Genomic DNA, 15738 nt, shown 5'->3' on the forward strand with positions numbered 1-15738 from the left:
ACGAAACACGCGGCGGAGCCGTGTGTGGGGGGATGACTGATGACGCCGACGCCGACGGGCGCCCGGAAGGACGACGACCCGTCCCAGACCACCCAGCTCAGGGTGCCTGCCCACCGGACAGGAAACACGGGCGCGTTCCGCCGGCTCAAGAAGACGCTGCCGAGATACGACTACGAGCACTACAGCCGGCTCGCGGGTCCCCTCACCCAGCCCGATCCGAACAAGCCCTACAAGGTCCAGTACCGCTCGCTGATCGGCCAGGAGCCGCACCGCATCCGCATCGCGCTGATGCTGGCCGCGGCCCCGGTGCTGTCGCTGGTGCTGCTGGTGTGGCTGCTGCAGCCCTCGCACTGGACCGAGCGGGACTACGTGGAGTTCGAGTGGCTGCCCGCCCTCGACATGGTCATGCTCGTCTCGATCGGCCTGATCGAGTTCTTCCGCTGTATGAACGTGCTGTCGAACGCGCACGCCACCCTGGTCGCCCGCGACCCGATCCCGGTGGTGCCCGAGACCGGCACCCGCGTGGCCTTCCTCACCTCCTTCGTGCCCGGCAAGGAGCCGCTGGAGATGGTGACGAAGACCCTGGAGGCGGCCGTCAAGATCCGCCACCGGGGCCTGATGCACGTCTGGCTGCTCGACGAGGGCGACGATCCGGAGGTGAAGGAGGTCTGCGCCCGGCTCGGCGTGCACCACTTCTCCCGCAAGGGCGTCGCGAAGTGGAACCAGAAGAAGGGCGCCCACCGCGCCAAGACGAAGCACGGCAACTACAACGCCTGGCTCGACGCCCACGGCGACGACTACGACTTCTTCGCCTCGGTCGACACCGACCACGTGCCGCTGCCGAACTACCTGGAGCGGATGCTCGGCTTCTTCCGCGACCCGGACGTCGGCTTCGTCATCGGCCCTCAGGTGTACGGCAACTACGACAACTTCGTCACCAAGGCCGCCGAGTCCCAGCAGTTCCTCTTCCACGCCCTGATCCAGCGCGCCGGCAACCGCTACGGCTCGCCGATGTTCGTGGGCACCTCCAACGCCGTGCGCATCAAGGCGCTGAAGCAGATCGGCGGTCTGTACGACTCGATCACCGAGGACATGGCGACCGGCTTCGAGATGCACCGCCACAAGAACCCGGCGACGGGGCGGAAGTGGCGCTCGGTCTACACCCCGGACGTGCTCGCCGTCGGTGAGGGCCCCAACGCCTGGACGGACTTCTTCACCCAGCAGATGCGCTGGTCGCGCGGTACGTACGAGACGATCATCGGGCAGTACTGGAAGGGCTTCTACTCGCTCCCGCCGAGCAAGCTCTTCAACTACACGATGATGATCATCTTCTACCCGATGTCGGCCCTGAACTGGATCCTGGCGGCCCTCAGCTGTGCGCTGTTCCTGGGCCTGGGCGCCTCGGGTGTGAACATCGACCCCACGATCTGGCTGATGCTCTACGGCAACGCGTCCGCCCTGCAGATCGGTCTGTACGTCTGGAACCGCCGTCACAACGTCTCGCCGCACGAGCCGGAGGGCTCCGGCGGTGTGGCCGGCATGGTGATGTCCGCGCTGTCGGCCCCGCTCTACGCGAAGGCGCTGATCGACTCCGTCCTGCGCAAGAAGAGCAAGTTCGTGGTCACGCCCAAGGGCGACTCGGCGAGCCCGGACACCTGGTTCGGAACCTTCCGTTACCACTGGTACTTCATCCTGCTCTTCGCCGGCTCCATCGCCGCGGGTTTCGTCTACGGACACGCGCACCCGGCGATGGTCATCTGGGCGACCTTCGCCCTGCTGATCACCGCCGCGCCGATGTTCGCCTGGCGTCACGGCATGCGGCAGGACCGGAAGAAGCCCGGCACCCACCCGGGGGACCGGCGGCCGGAGGCCGCCGAGGAGCCCCGGACGCAGGAGCTGCCGCAGCAGGACGGCCGGCACCATCCGCACGCCCGGCCCAGCTGGGCCGGTTCCCACGGCGCGCCGGGCGAATCAGGGGGCCCCGAAGGGCCGGGAGGGCCCGGGGGCGGCACCCCCGGCAACGACCAGACCATGCAAATCGCCCTTGGTGGACTTGGGGGACGTAAGGAATGACTGACCGTGCAGGCCGCCGTCGCGCCCGTCGGATCGCGATAGGCACGGCGGTGGTACTAGCGCTGGCCGGAATGAACGGGCCGTGGCTGTACCGCTTCGGCACCGAGAAATACCACCAGTACAAGATCAACCAGCCGGAGTACAAGGCCGCGAACGGCAAGTGGGAGATCGTCGAGTTTCCCGAGGAGTACCGGCAGAACACGATCCACGCGGCGCTGCTGCGCACCGGCAAGGTGCTGCTCGTCGCGGGGTCGGGCAACAACCAGGACAACTTCGACGCGAAGCGGTACGACACCCGGATCTGGGACCCGGTCAAGGGGACCATCAAGAAGGTGCCGACGCCCACCGACCTGTTCTGCACCGGTCACACCCAGCTCGCCAACGGCAACCTGCTGATCGCCGGCGGCACCAAGCGGTACGAGAAGCTCAAGGGTGACGTGAAGAAGGCGGGCGGCCTGATGGTCGTCCACAACGAGAACCCGGACAAGCCGATGACCCTGCCGGCCGGCACCAGGTTCGTCGGCAAGGAGAACGGCAAGACCTTCGTCTCGAAGGACCCGGTCCTCGTCCCGCGGGCGAAGAAGAACTTCGACAAGCAGACCGGCGCGTTCCTGGGCACCACCGCGGGCTACGGCCGCACCTACGTCGAGGCGCAGAAGGAAGGCACCAAGTACGCGACCGGCACGCAGGACAACTACCGCGTGCAGGGGCTCACCGGCGAGGACGCGAAGAACACCTACGGCATCGCCGAGAAGCTCGCCCTGGACAAGAAGGACTTCCAGGGCATCGACGACGCCTTCGAGTTCGACCCGGTCGCCGAGAAGTACATCAAGGTCGACCCGATGAAGGAGTCCCGCTGGTACCCGACGCTCACCACCCTGAGCGACGGCAGGATCCTCAGCGTCTCCGGCCTCGACGACATCGGCCAGCTGGTCCCGGGCAAGAACGAGGTCTACGACCCCGAGACCAAGAAGTGGACCTACACCGACGAGGTCCGCCAGTTCCCGACGTACCCGGCGCTGTTCCTGATGCAGAACGGCAAGGTCTTCTACTCGGGTTCGAACGCGGGCTACGGGCCGGACGACGTCGGCCGTGAGCCGGGCGTCTGGGACGTGGAGACCAACACGTTCGACAAGATCCCCGGTCTCAGCGACCCGAACATGATGGAGACGTCCAACACGGTGCTGCTGCCGCCGGCGCAGGACGAGAAGTACATGGTGATCGGCGGCGGTGGCGTCGGCGAGTCCAGGCTGTCCAGCGAGAAGACCCGGATCGTCGACCTCAAGGCCGACCGGCCGGCGTTCGTGGACGGCCCGTCGCTGGACAAGGGCACCCGCTACCCGCAGGCCTCGATCCTGCCCAACGACGACCTGCTGATCACGGGCGGCTCGGAGGACTACCGGGGCCGTGGCGACTCCAACATCCTCCAGGCGCGGATCTACGACACGGAGAAGAACGCACTCAAGCGGGTCGCCGATCCGCTCGTGGGCCGCAACTACCACTCCGGATCGCTCCTGCTGCCCGACGGCCGCGTCATGGTCTTCGGCTCCGACTCGCTCTACGCCGACAAGGCCAACACCAAACCGGGCGAGTTCGAGCAGCGCATCGAGATCTACACCCCGCCGTACCTGTACGGCGACAACCCGCAGCCCGATCTCGCCGGCGGCCCGAAGACCATCGAGCGCGGTGGGTCGGGCACGTTCACCTCTAAGGACGCCGCGTCGGTCAAGAGCGTCCGGCTGATCCGGCCGAGCGCCTCGACCCACGTCACCGACGTGGACCAGCGCTCGATCGCGCTGGACTTCGAGACCGACGGGGACGAGATCACCGTGACGGTCCCGGAGAACCGGAACCTGGTGCAGGCGGGCTGGTACATGCTCTTCGTCAACACCGGCGACGGCACACCCAGCAAGGCCCAGTGGGTCCGGGTGCCGTAGCGGCACCGGATACGGGAGAAGGGGCGCCCTCCGCGACGGGGGCGCCCCTTCTCCGTTTCTCCGTGCGCGTCGGCTCAGTCGCTGGCCTTGGCGAGTGCCAGGGCGTAGTCCGCCCACCACTGGCCGGCCTTCGGGCCGCCCTTGCACTCGCCGTCCGACTCTCCGGGCCGCTTCACCCACAGATAGGCGTCGACGAGGGGGTCGGCCGTATCGGTCGTCGGGGTCTCGCCGAGCGCCCGGCCGGGCGGGTTGCACCAGCGTTCGTCCGCGGCGCCCTCGGTGTAGGGCCCGTTGCCGTTGCGGCTGGTGTCGATGACGAACGGCTTGTTGCCGAACTTGGCGGACAGTTGCCTGCCGTAGGCGATGGAGTCCTCGGTGGAGTAGAAGTTCGACACGTTCACCGCGAAGCCGTCGGCCCGGTCGACGCCCGCACGCTTGAGCGGGCCGTGGATCTGGTCGGGGTTACCCCAGCCCGCGTTGCCCGCGTCCAGGTACACCCTGGTGTTCTTCAGGCTCTTGAGCTTGGCGACGGCGCCGCTGAGGAGGTCGTAGCGCTCCTCGTGGAACTGCTGCGGTGTGCAGCCGTCCACCAGGTGCAGCACCGCGTCGGGTTCGAGGATCACCGTCGCCGGACGGTCCCCGATGCCCTTGGCGACCCCGTCGACGAAGGCGCGGTACGCGTCACCGTCGCCGGCGCCGCCCTGCGAGTACTGGCCGCAGTCGCGGTGGGGGATGTTGTAGAGCACCAGCAGCGCGGTGCGGCCGACCTTGTCGGCGCCCTCGGTGAAGCCGCGCGCCTGCTCCTCGGGGTTCTCCGGGCTGATCCACTCGCCGACAGGCTGCTCAGCGATCTTGCGTATCTGCTCGGCTTCCGCCTTCTTGCCGTCCTGCCGGAGTTCGGCGACCTTCCGGACGGCGAGGCCCTCGGGATTGAGCCAGTAGGGGTCGGCCTCCTTCGGCTGCTGCGTGATGACCGCGTCGGCCGCCTCCCCCTGGTCCTTCCCCTCGCCGTCGCCGGAGGAGGAACACCCCGCGACCAGCAGTGCCGCCCCCAGCGCCGCTGCGGACGCCCGCCTCCCGGCGAACGCCCCGACCCCCCTGCTGCCGTACATCCAACCCCCCTTGGGTGCACTTGTTCCATGTCTGCCGAGCCCCAATCCTGACATACGTGGCGCGGCGCCCGTGCGGCCCGGCCCGCCTTGTCCGTGAGCTGTTACAGCCCGGTGGGCCGGGCCGGTGTCCGCCGCTCCTGTGGGGTCCGCGCACCACGTCCACCTGCGGCGGTCACGGAAAACGACGGACTCGGCGCTTGGCGTCGAACGCTCTTGTGTGCGGCCGGACTCCGGTTCCGGAGTCGGGCGTACCGACCCGGCCGGGGCCCTGCCCGGACCCGGCCGGGGCCCTCCCCGCCGGTGCTTGCCGCGCGCCCCGGACCGTCCCCGCCTCCCCCGCGGCCCGCCGGGTCACTCCCGCGGCCCGTGCCGCCCGCGCGGTCGACGGCGCCGGTGCGGTCCCTGCGGGCATCGGCCCCGGCGCTCAGGTGCCGGCCGGGGAGGCGTCGACGATCACGTGGTCCGTACAGGTGCCGGCCGCCCGGTCGTGGGGCCCGCCGCAGGTGATTAGCGTCAGCCTCGGCCCGGCCGGTGCGTCGCGACGCGGGGCGCCGGCCGTCCGGCGGGCGCCGGGAGCGGCCCCGTCCCGGCCCACGGCGCGCACGTCCGCCACGGTGAACCCGGCGACCTCGCCGTCCGCGCGGACCACCCGGACCTCCTGGCCGACGGCGGGCCGGGGTCCGTCGCCCAGCCATCCGGCCATCAGCGCGGTGCCGGGCTCGCCCGGGGCGGCCCCGTCCGCGTACCAGGCGACCGCGCCCGCCCGCTCGCCCGGCGACGGGGGTGCGAGGACCCCGTGCTCGTCCAGTCCGCCGGGGGTCACCGGCGCCCGGACGCCGAGGGCGGGGATGTCGAGGCGCCGCGGCACGGCGGCGTGGTGCGCCGGGGGCGGTGCGCCGCGGGGCGGACGTCCGGCCGCCGCCATGTCGCCGGTCGTCGGTCCGGTCAGGCCCGCGGGCGCACCGGCCGGCGCCGTACCGCCCCACAGCCACAGCCCGAGCAGCAGGACCAGCCAGGCCACACCGGCGAGCGGCCGTCCGGTACCGGACGGGGCACGGCCCGACGGGACGCCTCCCTGATGACCCTCACCCGCACGGACAGTGATGCGCAGGGAACCCATCGTGAACCTCCAGACACCTGGAGGGTCCCTCTCCGGGTCCCGCCCCGCATCCTCGTGCCCGCGGCCACTGCTCCGTACGGGTGAACGGCTCCGTACGCGGCAGCGGCGTCAGACCAGGTCGACGAGGTCCGCGATCGAGTCGACGACCTTCGACGGCCGGTACGGGAAGTTCTCCACCTGCTCCGGCCTGGTCAGACCGGTGAGCACCAGGAACGTCTGCATCCCGGCCTCCATGCCGGCCAGGACGTCGGTGTCCATGCGGTCGCCGATCATCGCACTGCTCTCGGAGTGGGCCCCGATGGTGTTGAGCCCGGTGCGCATCATCAGGGGGTTCGGCTTGCCCGCGAAGTACGGCTGCTTGCCGGTCGCCTTGGTGATCAGCGCGGCCACCGCGCCGGTCGCCGGGAGCGGGCCCTCGGTGGAGGGGCCGGTCTCGTCGGGGTTGGTGCAGATGAAACGGGCGCCGTCGTTGATCAGGCGGACCGCCTTGGTCATGGCCTCGAAGGAGTACGTACGCGTCTCCCCCAGGACCACGTAGTCGGGCTCGTGGTCGGTGAGGACGTAGCCGATGTCGTGCAGCGCGGTGGTCAGTCCGGCCTCGCCGATGACGTACGCCGAGCCGTTGGGGCGCTGGTCGTCCAGGAACTGGGCGGTGGCGAGGGCGGAGGTCCAGATGTTCTCGATCGGGACCTCCAGGCCCATCCGGCGCAGCCGGGCGTGGAGGTCGCGCCCGGTGTAGATCGAGTTGTTGGTGAGGACCAGGAAGGGCCTGCCCGATTCACGCAGCTTCTTGATGAAGGCATCGGCGCCGGGGATCGGTACGCCCTCGTGGATCAGCACCCCGTCCATGTCGGTGAGCCACGATTCGATCGGCTTGCGGTCTGCCATGTGCGGGATCTCCTGCCGTACGCGGTCTGCGTGCGCCCCAGCCTAAACAGAGGCCGGATCATGAGGGAACGGCCGTCCGGCGCAGCGTGCCACGCGACTCGTCGCGGCCGCCGGCGCCCCGTACCCGCTGCGCGCCCGGACGCGGCCGAGCCGGACGAAGACGACGGCGGCTGAGCCCGGCTCCTCACCAGGGGGCCGGGTCAACGCCGGTGTGGAGCCCGGGTTGTAGGTTGATCACTCCGTCGCGTCGGTGTTCGGGCTGCTCAGTGGGGCTGCGGAAAAATATTCCGAGAAAGGTGTCGTCGGATGTCGAGAAGGCCGTGTCCCGCTCCGACTGAAGGGTGACAGCGCGCCGACGGGGCGTGCGAGACAGGGAGGACACCCGAGATGAAGTACGTCGCGATGATCTACGGCAACCAGGCCAAGTGGGACTCCTTCCCGGCCGAGGAGTGGCCGAAGGCGATCGCCAAGCAGGAGGCGTTCAACAAGAAGTACCGCGAGAGCGGTGAACTCCTCGGCGCCTACGGCCTGGCGGACGCGGCCAACGCCCAGCTCGTACGCCGCGAGGACGGCGTCCCGGCGGTCACCGACGGTCCGTACCTGGAGACCAAGGAGTACATCGCCAGCTTCTACCTGCTGGACTGCGACAGCCTGGAGCGGGCGCAAGCCATCGCCGCGGACATGCCGTTCGCCGACGTGGAGCCGGTCGAGCTGTGGCCGGTGCTGCACGAGTCCGCGGCGGACGTGTGACCGCCGCGCGCCACCCCGCCGAGGACCTGCTGCGCGAGCTGGCGCCGCAGGTCCTCGGCGCGCTCGTCCGCCGCCACGGCGTCTTCGACGCGTGCGAGGAAGCGGTCCAGGAAGCCCTGCTGGCGGCCGCTTTGCAGTGGCCCGAGGCCGGCGTCCCGGACAATCCCCGGGGCTGGCTGGTCACCGTCGCCTCCCGCAAGCTGGTCGACCTGATCCGCAGCGACAGCGCCCGCCGACGCCGCGAGGACACCCTCGCCCTGGCCACTCCGCAGGCCGAACTGCTCGGCCACGCCGCCGACACCGTGCCCGACGCGGACCGGGACGACTCGCTGGCCCTGCTGTTCCTGTGCTGCCACCCCGCGCTGTCACCGGCCAGCCGGATCGCGCTGACCCTGCGCGCGGTCGGCGGCCTGACCACCGCGCAGATCGCCGCGGCCTTCCTGGTGCCCGAGGCCACCATGGCCCAGCGCGTCAGCCGGGCCAAGCAGACCGTCAAGGCGTCCGGCATCCCCCTGGCCGTGCCCGAGGGTGCCGACCTCACCGAGCGGCTGGCCGAAGTGCGGCACGTGCTCTACCTGGTCTTCAACGAGGGGTACACCACGACCGGTGGTACCGACGACAGCGGCCTGACCGCGCCGGAACTGTCCGCCGAAGCGATCCGGCTCACCCGGATGCTGCACCGTCTGGTGCCCGACGACACCGAGACCGCGGGCCTCCTCGCGCTGATGCTGCTCACCGACGCGCGCCGCCCCGCCCGCAGCGGCCCCTCCGGCGAGGTGGTGCCGCTGGCGGAACAGAACCGCGCCCGGTGGGACCGCCTTGCCATCGCCGAGGGAGTCGACCTGATCAGCCGGACCCTGCCGCGCGGCCGGGTCGGCCCGTACCAACTGCAGGCGGCCATCGCGGCCGTGCACGACGAGGCCGAGGACACCGACACCACCGACTGGCCTCAGATCCTCGCCCTGTACGGAATCCTGGAACAGTTCGGGCCGAACCCGATGGTCTCCCTCAACCGCGCGGTCGCCGTCGCCATGGTCCACGGCCCGGCCGCGGGACTGGACCTGGTCAGAACACTGGAGGCCGACCGCCGCCTGGCCCGCCACCACCGGCTGCTCGCCACCCGCGCCCACCTCCTCGAACTCCTCGGCGAACACGAGGCCGCCGCGGCCTCCTACCGCGAAGCCGCCCGCCGCACCACCAGCGCCCCCGAACGCCGCCATCTCAGCGCCCGCGCCCACCACTTGGACTCCCGCCCGTGACGCGCCGTGGCACCCGAGGGCGGGTGTGACACTCGAGGTGGTCTGCCGCCCCGCAGTCAAGAGGACCGTTCGACGACAGGGGACAGCATCGCGTCCGGTCTTCCGTGCGGAAAAGGGCCCTCGGTGACGAACGAAGTCCGCGAGCGGGTCCCGGCCCACCCGCAGCCGACCGCCCGGCAGGACCTCGCGCCGGCGGAGGCCGCGGCCAGGGCGCCCCGGTCGTCCCGGCTCGGCGCAACGCCCGCCGCGCGGAGGAGAACCGGGTCAGTGCCTGCGCGGCGACCGCATCGGGACCGCCGTCACCGTCATCCGCGGTACCGGTCCTCCCCGTGGCCGGCGTTCCCCCGCCCGAACAACGGCGCCAGCACCAACTGCGCCGCGCCCGACGCGACCCCGAGCACCCCGCCGGAGGCAGGCCGTACCGGGACCGCCGTCTCCCCGGTGCGTGCGGCACGCGCCCGCAGCACCCCCCGTACGCCCCGCACGAACGCCTCCGGCTCCGCCTCCACCGTGCGCCCCCCGAGCAGCACGAGGTCGATGTCCAGCAGCCCCACGAGGTTCGCCGCACCGACCCCCAGCACGCGAGCGGCCTCCTCCGTGTCACCGCGGGCCACGGCACCCAGGCACAGCGCCTCCACGCACCCCCGGTCCCCGCACCCGCACGGCGGCCCGTCCAGCTGCACCACCTGGTGCCCGAACTCCCCCGCCCCGGTCCGCGTCCCCCGGTGCACGCTCCCCCCGATCACCAGCCCCGCCCCCAGTCCCGTACCGAGGTGCAGGTAGGCGAAGGAACCGCCCACTCCCCCGACCGCCAGCCCCAGCGCCGCCGCGTTGGTGTCCTTGTCGACGGCCACCGGCACCCCCAGCCGGCCGGCCAGCGCGTCCCGCAGCGGGAAGCCGTCCCACTCGGGGAACCCGGTCACCCGGTGCAGCACGCCCCGCCGGTGATCGAGCGGCCCGGGCAGCGCGACCCCCACGCCGAGCGGCGCACGGCCCCCGGCGACGTCCGACCGCAGCGCCCCGACCAGCCCGGCCACTGCCTCCAGTACCGCCTCCGCCCCCGCGCCGAGGTCCAGCGGCGCCTCGCGCCGGGCCACCACCGCGCCGTCGAGGTCGACCAGCACCGCCCGCGTCTCGTCGCGGTCCAGGTGCACACCCACCGCGTGCCCCGCCTCCGGCACCAGCCGCAGCACCGTGCGCGGTTTGCCGCCCGTGGACGCCCGGTGCCCCGCCTCGGCCGCGAGCCCGTCCGCCCGCAGCCGGGCCGTGATCTTGCTGACCGCCTGCGGGGTGAGACCGGTGCGCTCGGCCAGTTCCAGCCGGCTGATGCCCTCGGCCCCCGCGGACCGCAGCAGATCCAGCACGAGCGCGGTGTTGTGGCTGCGCAGAGCGAGCAGGTTCGCCCCCAGCTGTCCCCCGCCGCTGCTCTCGTTCGTCCTCTTCACCCGCCCATTCTCCCTCCCGCTTGCACTTTGGCAACAGCGTTGCGAAAGTGGGGCCCATGACTGGCACTCCCCTCCGCGTCGGCCTCGTCGGCTACGGCCTCGCGGGCTCCGTGTTCCACGCCCCGCTGATCGCCGCGACCGAGGGCCTCGCGCTCGACACGGTGGTCACCTCGAACCCCGAGCGGCAGCGGCAGGCCCGCGCCGAGTTCCCGGACGTGACGCTCGCCGCGGCCCCGGACGAGCTGTTCGCCCGCGCCGGCGACCTGGACCTGGTCGTCGTCGCGTCCCCGAACAGGACGCACGTCCCGCTGGCCACCGCCGCCCTCGAGGCCGGTCTGCCGGTCGTCGTGGACAAGCCCCTCGCCGGCACGGCGGCCGAGGCGCGCGAGCTGGCGGCGCTCGCCGAGGAGCGCGGCCTGCTCCTCTCCGTCTTCCAGAACCGCCGCTGGGACAACGACTTCCTCACCCTGCGCGAGCTGATCGACGAGGGCGGACTCGGCGACGTGTACCGCTTCGAGTCCCGCTTCGAGCGCTGGCGCCCGCGGCTCAAGGGCGGCTGGCGCGAGTCCGGCGACCCCTCGGAGATCGGCGGTCTCCTCTACGACCTCGGCAGCCATGTCGTCGACCAGGCCCTGGTCCTCTTCGGCCCGGTGACCTCCGTGTACGCCGAGTCGGACATCCGCCGCGAGGGCGCGCAAGCCGACGACGACACGTTCATCGCGCTCACGCACGCCGGCGGTGTCCGCTCCCACCTCTACGTCTCCGCGACCACGGCCCAGCTCGGCCCGCGCTTCCGCGTCCTCGGCTCGAAGGCCGGTTACGTCAAGCACGGCCTCGACCCGCAGGAAGCGGCCCTGCGCGACGGCCTGCGCCCCGGAGCGTCCGGCGCGGACTGGGGCAGGGAACCGGAGGAGCTGTGGGGCCGCGTCGGCTCCGGGGAGTCCCCGGTGACCGGCGGCGGACGCCCCGTACCGACCCTCCCGGGCGACTACCCCGCCTACTACACGGCCGTGGCGCGGGCCCTGCTGTCCGGCGGCCCCAACCCGGTGACCGCGCTGGAGGCGGCCGCCGCCCTCGACGTACTGGAGGCGGCCCGCCGCTCCGCCCACGAGAAGGTGACGGTGACCCTGTGACCACCCCGAACCAGACCCCGGAACCCGCTCCGACCCTGGAGGAGCTGGAGGCCCAGGAACGCCGCCTGGTCTTCCCGCGGTTCACGTACGACGACGCCTGGGCGCTCGGCTCCCTGCTGGTGGAGACGGCCCGCGAGCGCCGGGCTCCCGTCGCCGTCGACATCCACCGCGCCGGACAGCAGCTCTTCCACGCCGCCCTGCCCGGCTCCACTCCCGACAACGACGCCTGGATCGCCCGCAAGCGCCGGGTGGTCGAGCGTTACGGCGCCGCCTCCTACCTGGTGGGCGCCCGCTTCCGCGCCAAGGGCACGACCTTCGAGGAGTCCTCCCGGCTCGACCCCGACACCTACGCGGCCCACGGCGGCTCCTTCCCGATCACGGTGGAGGGCGCGGGCGTCATCGGCGCGGTCACGGTCTCGGGCCTCCCCCAACTAGAGGACCACAAGCTGGTGGTGGAAGCCCTGACCCACTTCCTGACCCAGGCCCAGGACAATTAGGGGCGCGGGGAACTGCGCAGAAGGGGGTCTGGGGGCGAAGCCCCCAGGGACGGGACGGGAAGGGGCGGCGGGGGCGAAAACCCAGGCCCCCGCCCAGGCCCCCGCCCAGGCCCCCCGCCCAGGCCCCCGCTCAAGCCACTGGACCGCGCGCCGGGGGAGTTCACCGGTAGAGCACGGCCCGCTCCACCACGCTCCAGGTCGTGCTGGTCACCATGTACAGCGCGGCCGCCAGCGGCATGACGGCGACGGTGACGAGCGTGAAGAAGGACATGAACGGCATCACCCTGGTCACCGCCGCCAGCCCCGGCACCTGCTCGCCGTCCCCGGCGGCCGGCACCACGGGCTGGGCGGCCATCATCCGCCGGGACAGCCGGTAGCCGAACCACGCGACCACCGTGACGACCGTGAACAGCCCGACGTAGACGAGACCGGGCCCGCCGAACACCCCGCCGTCCCCGAGCGCGTCCGCCCAGCGTCCGCCGAGCGGCGCGTCGAACAGGCGGTGTCCGAGCAGTTCGTTGGCGCGCCCGCCGATCGTCTCGCTGGAGAACAGGTGGTACAGCAGGAAGAAGGCGGGGAGCTGGAGCAGGCTCGGCAGGCATCCCGACAGGGGCGAGACCTTCTCCCGGGTGTGCAGTTCGTGCACGGCCCGTTGCAGCTTCTCGGGGTCGCGGCGGTGCTTGCGGCGCAGCTCGGCGATGCGCGGCTGGAGCGCCGCCCGGGCCTTCTGACCGCGCGCGGCGGCCCGGGAGAGGGGGTGGACGAGGAGGCGTACGAGCGCGGTGAACAGGACGATCGCGGCGGCCGCCGCGGAGACGCCGAACAGCGGCTGGAGCAGGTCGGCCAGGTGTTCGACCAGGCTGGCGAAGACGGACATGGGTGAGCCCTCCGGGGGTCTCGTCGTGCCGGAAGTCCCGGGACAGCCGGGACGGACGTACGGGATGGCGGCATGACGACCCGCAGCGGGGCGTGGTGAACGAAGGTGAAGGTGCCCTACGCGGCGGTCGCCGGGAGGGCGTGTCCGGGCGCTCGGGGGCGGGTGCGTCCCTTGGCGTCGGGGTCGCGCTGAGGCAGGAAGGCGGTGCGCCGGTCACGGTCGCGGATGGCCGTACGCACCCGGGTGGGCGGAACGGCGGGCGCGCAGCGCGCGGCGACGAGCGCGCAGACGGCGAGCGCGGTCCCGGCGGCGGCGGTCGCGGCGAGCGCGACGTCGACCACGGAGAGGCCACCGGCGGCCGGCAGCAGGAGCAGGAGGACCGGGAGGACCTGGAGCAGCGGCAGGAGCACGGAGAAGCCGGAACACGCGGTCACCCGATGACACGTCACCCGTCGTCCCCCTCCCTCTCGTCCCGCCCGGTGGCCGGCCTGCCCGTACCGGAGTTATACCGGATCGACCTCGACGGGCTGAAGCAGCCGCTTCGGCCTGAGCAGCGCCCGGCTGACCGGATCCGCCGGTTCCTGGTTGAGTCCGGGCCCCGGCACCACCTCGACGTCCGGCACCGGTACGACGGTTCCACAGGCCGGGCATTCGCCGTACCGGCCGAGGTCCGTCCCGCAGTCGGCGTGCCGGAAGGCGCGCAGCCGGACCCCCGTGAGGTGCTCGCGGCCCCACAGCCCGAGGGCCCACAGGGTGGGCCACAGCGCGATGCCGCGGTCGGTGAGGACGTACTCGTCCCGGGGCGGCGACTCCTGGTACCGGCGCTTCTCCAGGATGCCCTGCGCGGTCAGGGTCTGGAGGCGGGCGGCGAGGACCGCGCGCGGGATGCCCAGGTGGACGAGGAAGTCGTTGTAGCGCCGCACGCCGTAGAACGCGTCGCGGATGACGAGCAGCGTCCAGCGCTCCCCGATGACCTCGAGGGCGCTCGCGATCGAGCACTCCTGTGTCGCGTAGTCCTTGCCCAGTGCCATGCCGTCCACTGTAACCACTTTCCGCCAAGTTGGTTCAATGACCGAACCGAGGCTGCTACGGTGACGCACCCAGGTAGGTTCAATGAATGAATCCACCTGCCGGAAGCTCTCGCCCCGGCGAGCCGATCCCGCAGAGGACCCTGACCGACATGACCGGCACCGACTCCTCCCCCGCGACCGCGGAGACCACCGCACCGACGTCCGTACGACCGGAGGCGGCGCCCCTCCAGGCCCCGCCGCCGCGCCCCGGCGCCACGCTCGCGCTGACCAGCGCCGCCACCGCCGTGGCGCTGATGACGTACACCGCGCCGATCGTCACGCTCCCGGACACCGCGGCCGCCCTGCACACCCCGCTGTCCGCCCAGGCCTGGCTGCTCAACGGCACCCCGCTGGGCCTCGCCGCCCTGCTCCTGGTCGCCGGCAGCCTCGCCGACGACTACGGCCGCCGCCGGATCTTCGTCTCCGGCACGCTCGCGCTCGGCGTCACCACCGCACTGGGCGCCCTCGCCACCACCACCTGGCTGTTCACCCTGGCCCGCATCGCCCAGGGCGCGGCCAGCGCGGCGCTGCTGGCCAGCAGCCTCGGCCTGATCGTGCACGCCTTCCCGACACCGGGCGGCCGGCTGCGGGCGACGGGGGTGTGGGGCGCGTTCGTCACCGGCGGTATCGCGGTGGGCCCGCTGCTCGCCGCGGCGATACCCGACTGGCGCGCGGTCTACGGCGTCCTCGGTGCCGCCGCGCTGATCGCCGCCGCCCTCGGCACCCGCGCGCTCACCGAATCCCGCTCCCCGCGCGGAGGCAGGCCGGACTTCGCCGGAGCCGTCACCTTCGGCCTGGCCCTCGTCTCCCTGGTCGCGGCGCTCACCCTGGGCCGGGACGGCTGGCTGCGCCCACCGGTGTGGCTGCTGCTCACGGCGGCCGTCGCGCTGCTGGCCGCGTTCGCCCTGGTGGAGCGCCGCACGACCACCCCCATGATCGACCTGTCCCTGCTGCGCCGCCGGGGCTTCCTCGCCTCCTCCCTGGGCGGCCTCTTCACGGGCCTCTCGGTGATCGGCCTGTTCAGCTTCCTGCCGGCGGTGCTCCAGCGCAGCCTCGGCATGTCCGTGATGGACACGGCCTGGCTGACCCTGCTGTGGGCGGGCCTCGCCTTCGTCGTCGCCCTCCAGGCCCGCCGCCTGGCCGGCCGCGTCCCGACCCGCGTCCAGCTGGCGATCGCCTTCGTCCTGCACGCGGGCGGTGTCCTGACGATGCTGGGCGCGGTCGGCGCGGGCTCGACGGCCCGCTTCGTCCCCGGCATGGTCGTCGCGGGCGTCGGCAGCGGCCTGCTCAACGCGGCGCTCCCCCTGCTCGCCGTCGAATCGGTCCCGCCGGCCCGGGCCGCGATGGGCTCCGGCGCCCAGCAGACCTTCCGCTACGTCGGCTCCTGCGCCGGCGTCGCCCTGACCATCGCCGTCGCGACCTCGTCGAGCGGCGGGGTGGCGCGGGGCACGGACATCGCGATGGTGGTCTCGGCGGTCCTGGCGCTGGTGGCGGCGGTGGCGGTCGTGGGCCTGCGGGAACGGGCCTGAGGCAGTCCCCCGGCCCCCCGGCGCTCTCACCTTCTGTCACCCCTCGGC

At 72.3% G+C, this 15738-nt stretch carries 14 protein-coding genes; 7 read left to right on the forward strand and 7 right to left on the reverse strand.

The features are described from left to right. Nucleotides 1-39 precede the first annotated feature (39 nt). Nucleotides 40-2073 (forward strand): glycosyltransferase family 2 protein, encoded by a 2034-nt coding sequence (locus BU52_RS10605; protein WP_037931829.1) that lies wholly within the window; start codon nucleotides 40-42, stop codon nucleotides 2071-2073. Continuing rightward, on the forward strand, nucleotides 2070-4010 hold the full coding sequence (gene glxA, locus BU52_RS10610) for a radical copper oxidase GlxA (protein WP_037931832.1): 1941 nt from the start codon (nucleotides 2070-2072) through the stop codon (nucleotides 4008-4010). Before BU52_RS10605 ends, glxA begins: the two co-directional genes overlap by 4 nt. A gap of 74 nt (nucleotides 4011-4084) precedes the next feature. On the opposite strand, the gene BU52_RS10615 is transcribed toward glxA, so the two are convergent. The 3 genes from BU52_RS10615 to BU52_RS10625 all read right to left on the reverse strand — a co-directional run bounded on the left by BU52_RS10615 (nucleotide 4085) and on the right by BU52_RS10625 (nucleotide 7130). Then, nucleotides 4085-5122: a glycoside hydrolase family 6 protein gene (locus tag BU52_RS10615; protein ID WP_037931835.1), complete on the reverse strand. Its 1038-nt coding sequence runs from the start codon at nucleotides 5120-5122 to the stop codon at nucleotides 4085-4087. A 424-nt stretch (nucleotides 5123-5546) separates the two neighbouring features. After that, the gene (locus BU52_RS10620; RefSeq protein WP_107061132.1) at nucleotides 5547-6242 is read right to left on the reverse strand and encodes a sortase domain-containing protein; all 696 of its coding nucleotides are present in this window, start codon (nucleotides 6240-6242) and stop codon (nucleotides 5547-5549) included. Nucleotides 6243-6350: 108 nt separating this feature from the next. Then, nucleotides 6351-7130, reverse strand: a complete 780-nt coding sequence (locus BU52_RS10625; RefSeq protein WP_037931838.1) for an HAD-IIA family hydrolase — start codon at nucleotides 7128-7130, stop codon at nucleotides 6351-6353. Nucleotides 7131-7517: 387 nt separating this feature from the next. Between BU52_RS10625 and BU52_RS10630 the strand changes: the two genes are divergently transcribed. Then, nucleotides 7518-7880: a YciI family protein gene (locus BU52_RS10630; protein WP_037931841.1), complete on the forward strand. Its 363-nt coding sequence runs from the start codon at nucleotides 7518-7520 to the stop codon at nucleotides 7878-7880. After that, nucleotides 7877-9139 (forward strand): RNA polymerase sigma factor, encoded by a 1263-nt coding sequence (locus tag BU52_RS10635; RefSeq protein ID WP_037931844.1) that lies wholly within the window; start codon nucleotides 7877-7879, stop codon nucleotides 9137-9139. The genes BU52_RS10630 and BU52_RS10635 overlap by 4 nt, the downstream gene beginning before the upstream one ends. Nucleotides 9140-9444: 305 nt before the next feature. On the opposite strand, the gene BU52_RS10640 is transcribed toward BU52_RS10635, so the two are convergent. Next, nucleotides 9445-10584, reverse strand: coding sequence for an ROK family transcriptional regulator (locus BU52_RS10640; protein ID WP_037931847.1), 1140 nt, complete (start codon nucleotides 10582-10584; stop codon nucleotides 9445-9447). 56 nt (nucleotides 10585-10640) lie between these two features. On the opposite strand from BU52_RS10640, the gene BU52_RS10645 reads away from it, so the two are divergent. Next, complete coding sequence (locus BU52_RS10645) at nucleotides 10641-11717, forward strand: Gfo/Idh/MocA family protein (protein ID WP_037931850.1); 1077 nt, start codon at nucleotides 10641-10643, stop codon at nucleotides 11715-11717. Beyond that, nucleotides 11714-12214, forward strand: coding sequence for a heme-degrading domain-containing protein (locus BU52_RS10650; RefSeq protein ID WP_037931854.1), 501 nt, complete (start codon nucleotides 11714-11716; stop codon nucleotides 12212-12214). Before BU52_RS10645 ends, BU52_RS10650 begins: the two co-directional genes overlap by 4 nt. 160 nt (nucleotides 12215-12374) lie before the next feature. On the opposite strand, the gene BU52_RS10655 is transcribed toward BU52_RS10650, so the two are convergent. The 3 genes from BU52_RS10655 to BU52_RS10665 form a co-directional block, all read right to left on the reverse strand. Further along, nucleotides 12375-13091 carry a YidC/Oxa1 family membrane protein insertase gene (locus BU52_RS10655; protein ID WP_037931856.1) on the reverse strand — a complete coding sequence of 239 codons (717 nt, stop codon included), beginning with the start codon at nucleotides 13089-13091 and terminating at the stop codon, nucleotides 12375-12377. A gap of 116 nt (nucleotides 13092-13207) precedes the next feature. Further along, nucleotides 13208-13525: a DUF6412 domain-containing protein gene (locus tag BU52_RS10660; RefSeq protein ID WP_037931859.1), complete on the reverse strand. Its 318-nt coding sequence runs from the start codon at nucleotides 13523-13525 to the stop codon at nucleotides 13208-13210. 69 nt (nucleotides 13526-13594) lie between these two features. Beyond that, nucleotides 13595-14131 (reverse strand): winged helix-turn-helix transcriptional regulator, encoded by a 537-nt coding sequence (locus BU52_RS10665; protein WP_037931862.1) that lies wholly within the window; start codon nucleotides 14129-14131, stop codon nucleotides 13595-13597. 140 nt (nucleotides 14132-14271) lie between these two features. Here BU52_RS10665 and BU52_RS10670 point away from each other — a divergent pair, with 140 nt between their 5' ends. Then, nucleotides 14272-15690 carry an MFS transporter gene (locus BU52_RS10670; RefSeq protein WP_037931865.1) on the forward strand — a complete coding sequence of 473 codons (1419 nt, stop codon included), beginning with the start codon at nucleotides 14272-14274 and terminating at the stop codon, nucleotides 15688-15690. Nucleotides 15691-15738 lie beyond the last annotated feature (48 nt).

It is taken from the genome of Streptomyces toyocaensis, from assembly GCF_000725125.1.
In the GTDB taxonomy this organism is placed as follows: domain Bacteria; phylum Actinomycetota; class Actinomycetes; order Streptomycetales; family Streptomycetaceae; genus Streptomyces; species Streptomyces toyocaensis.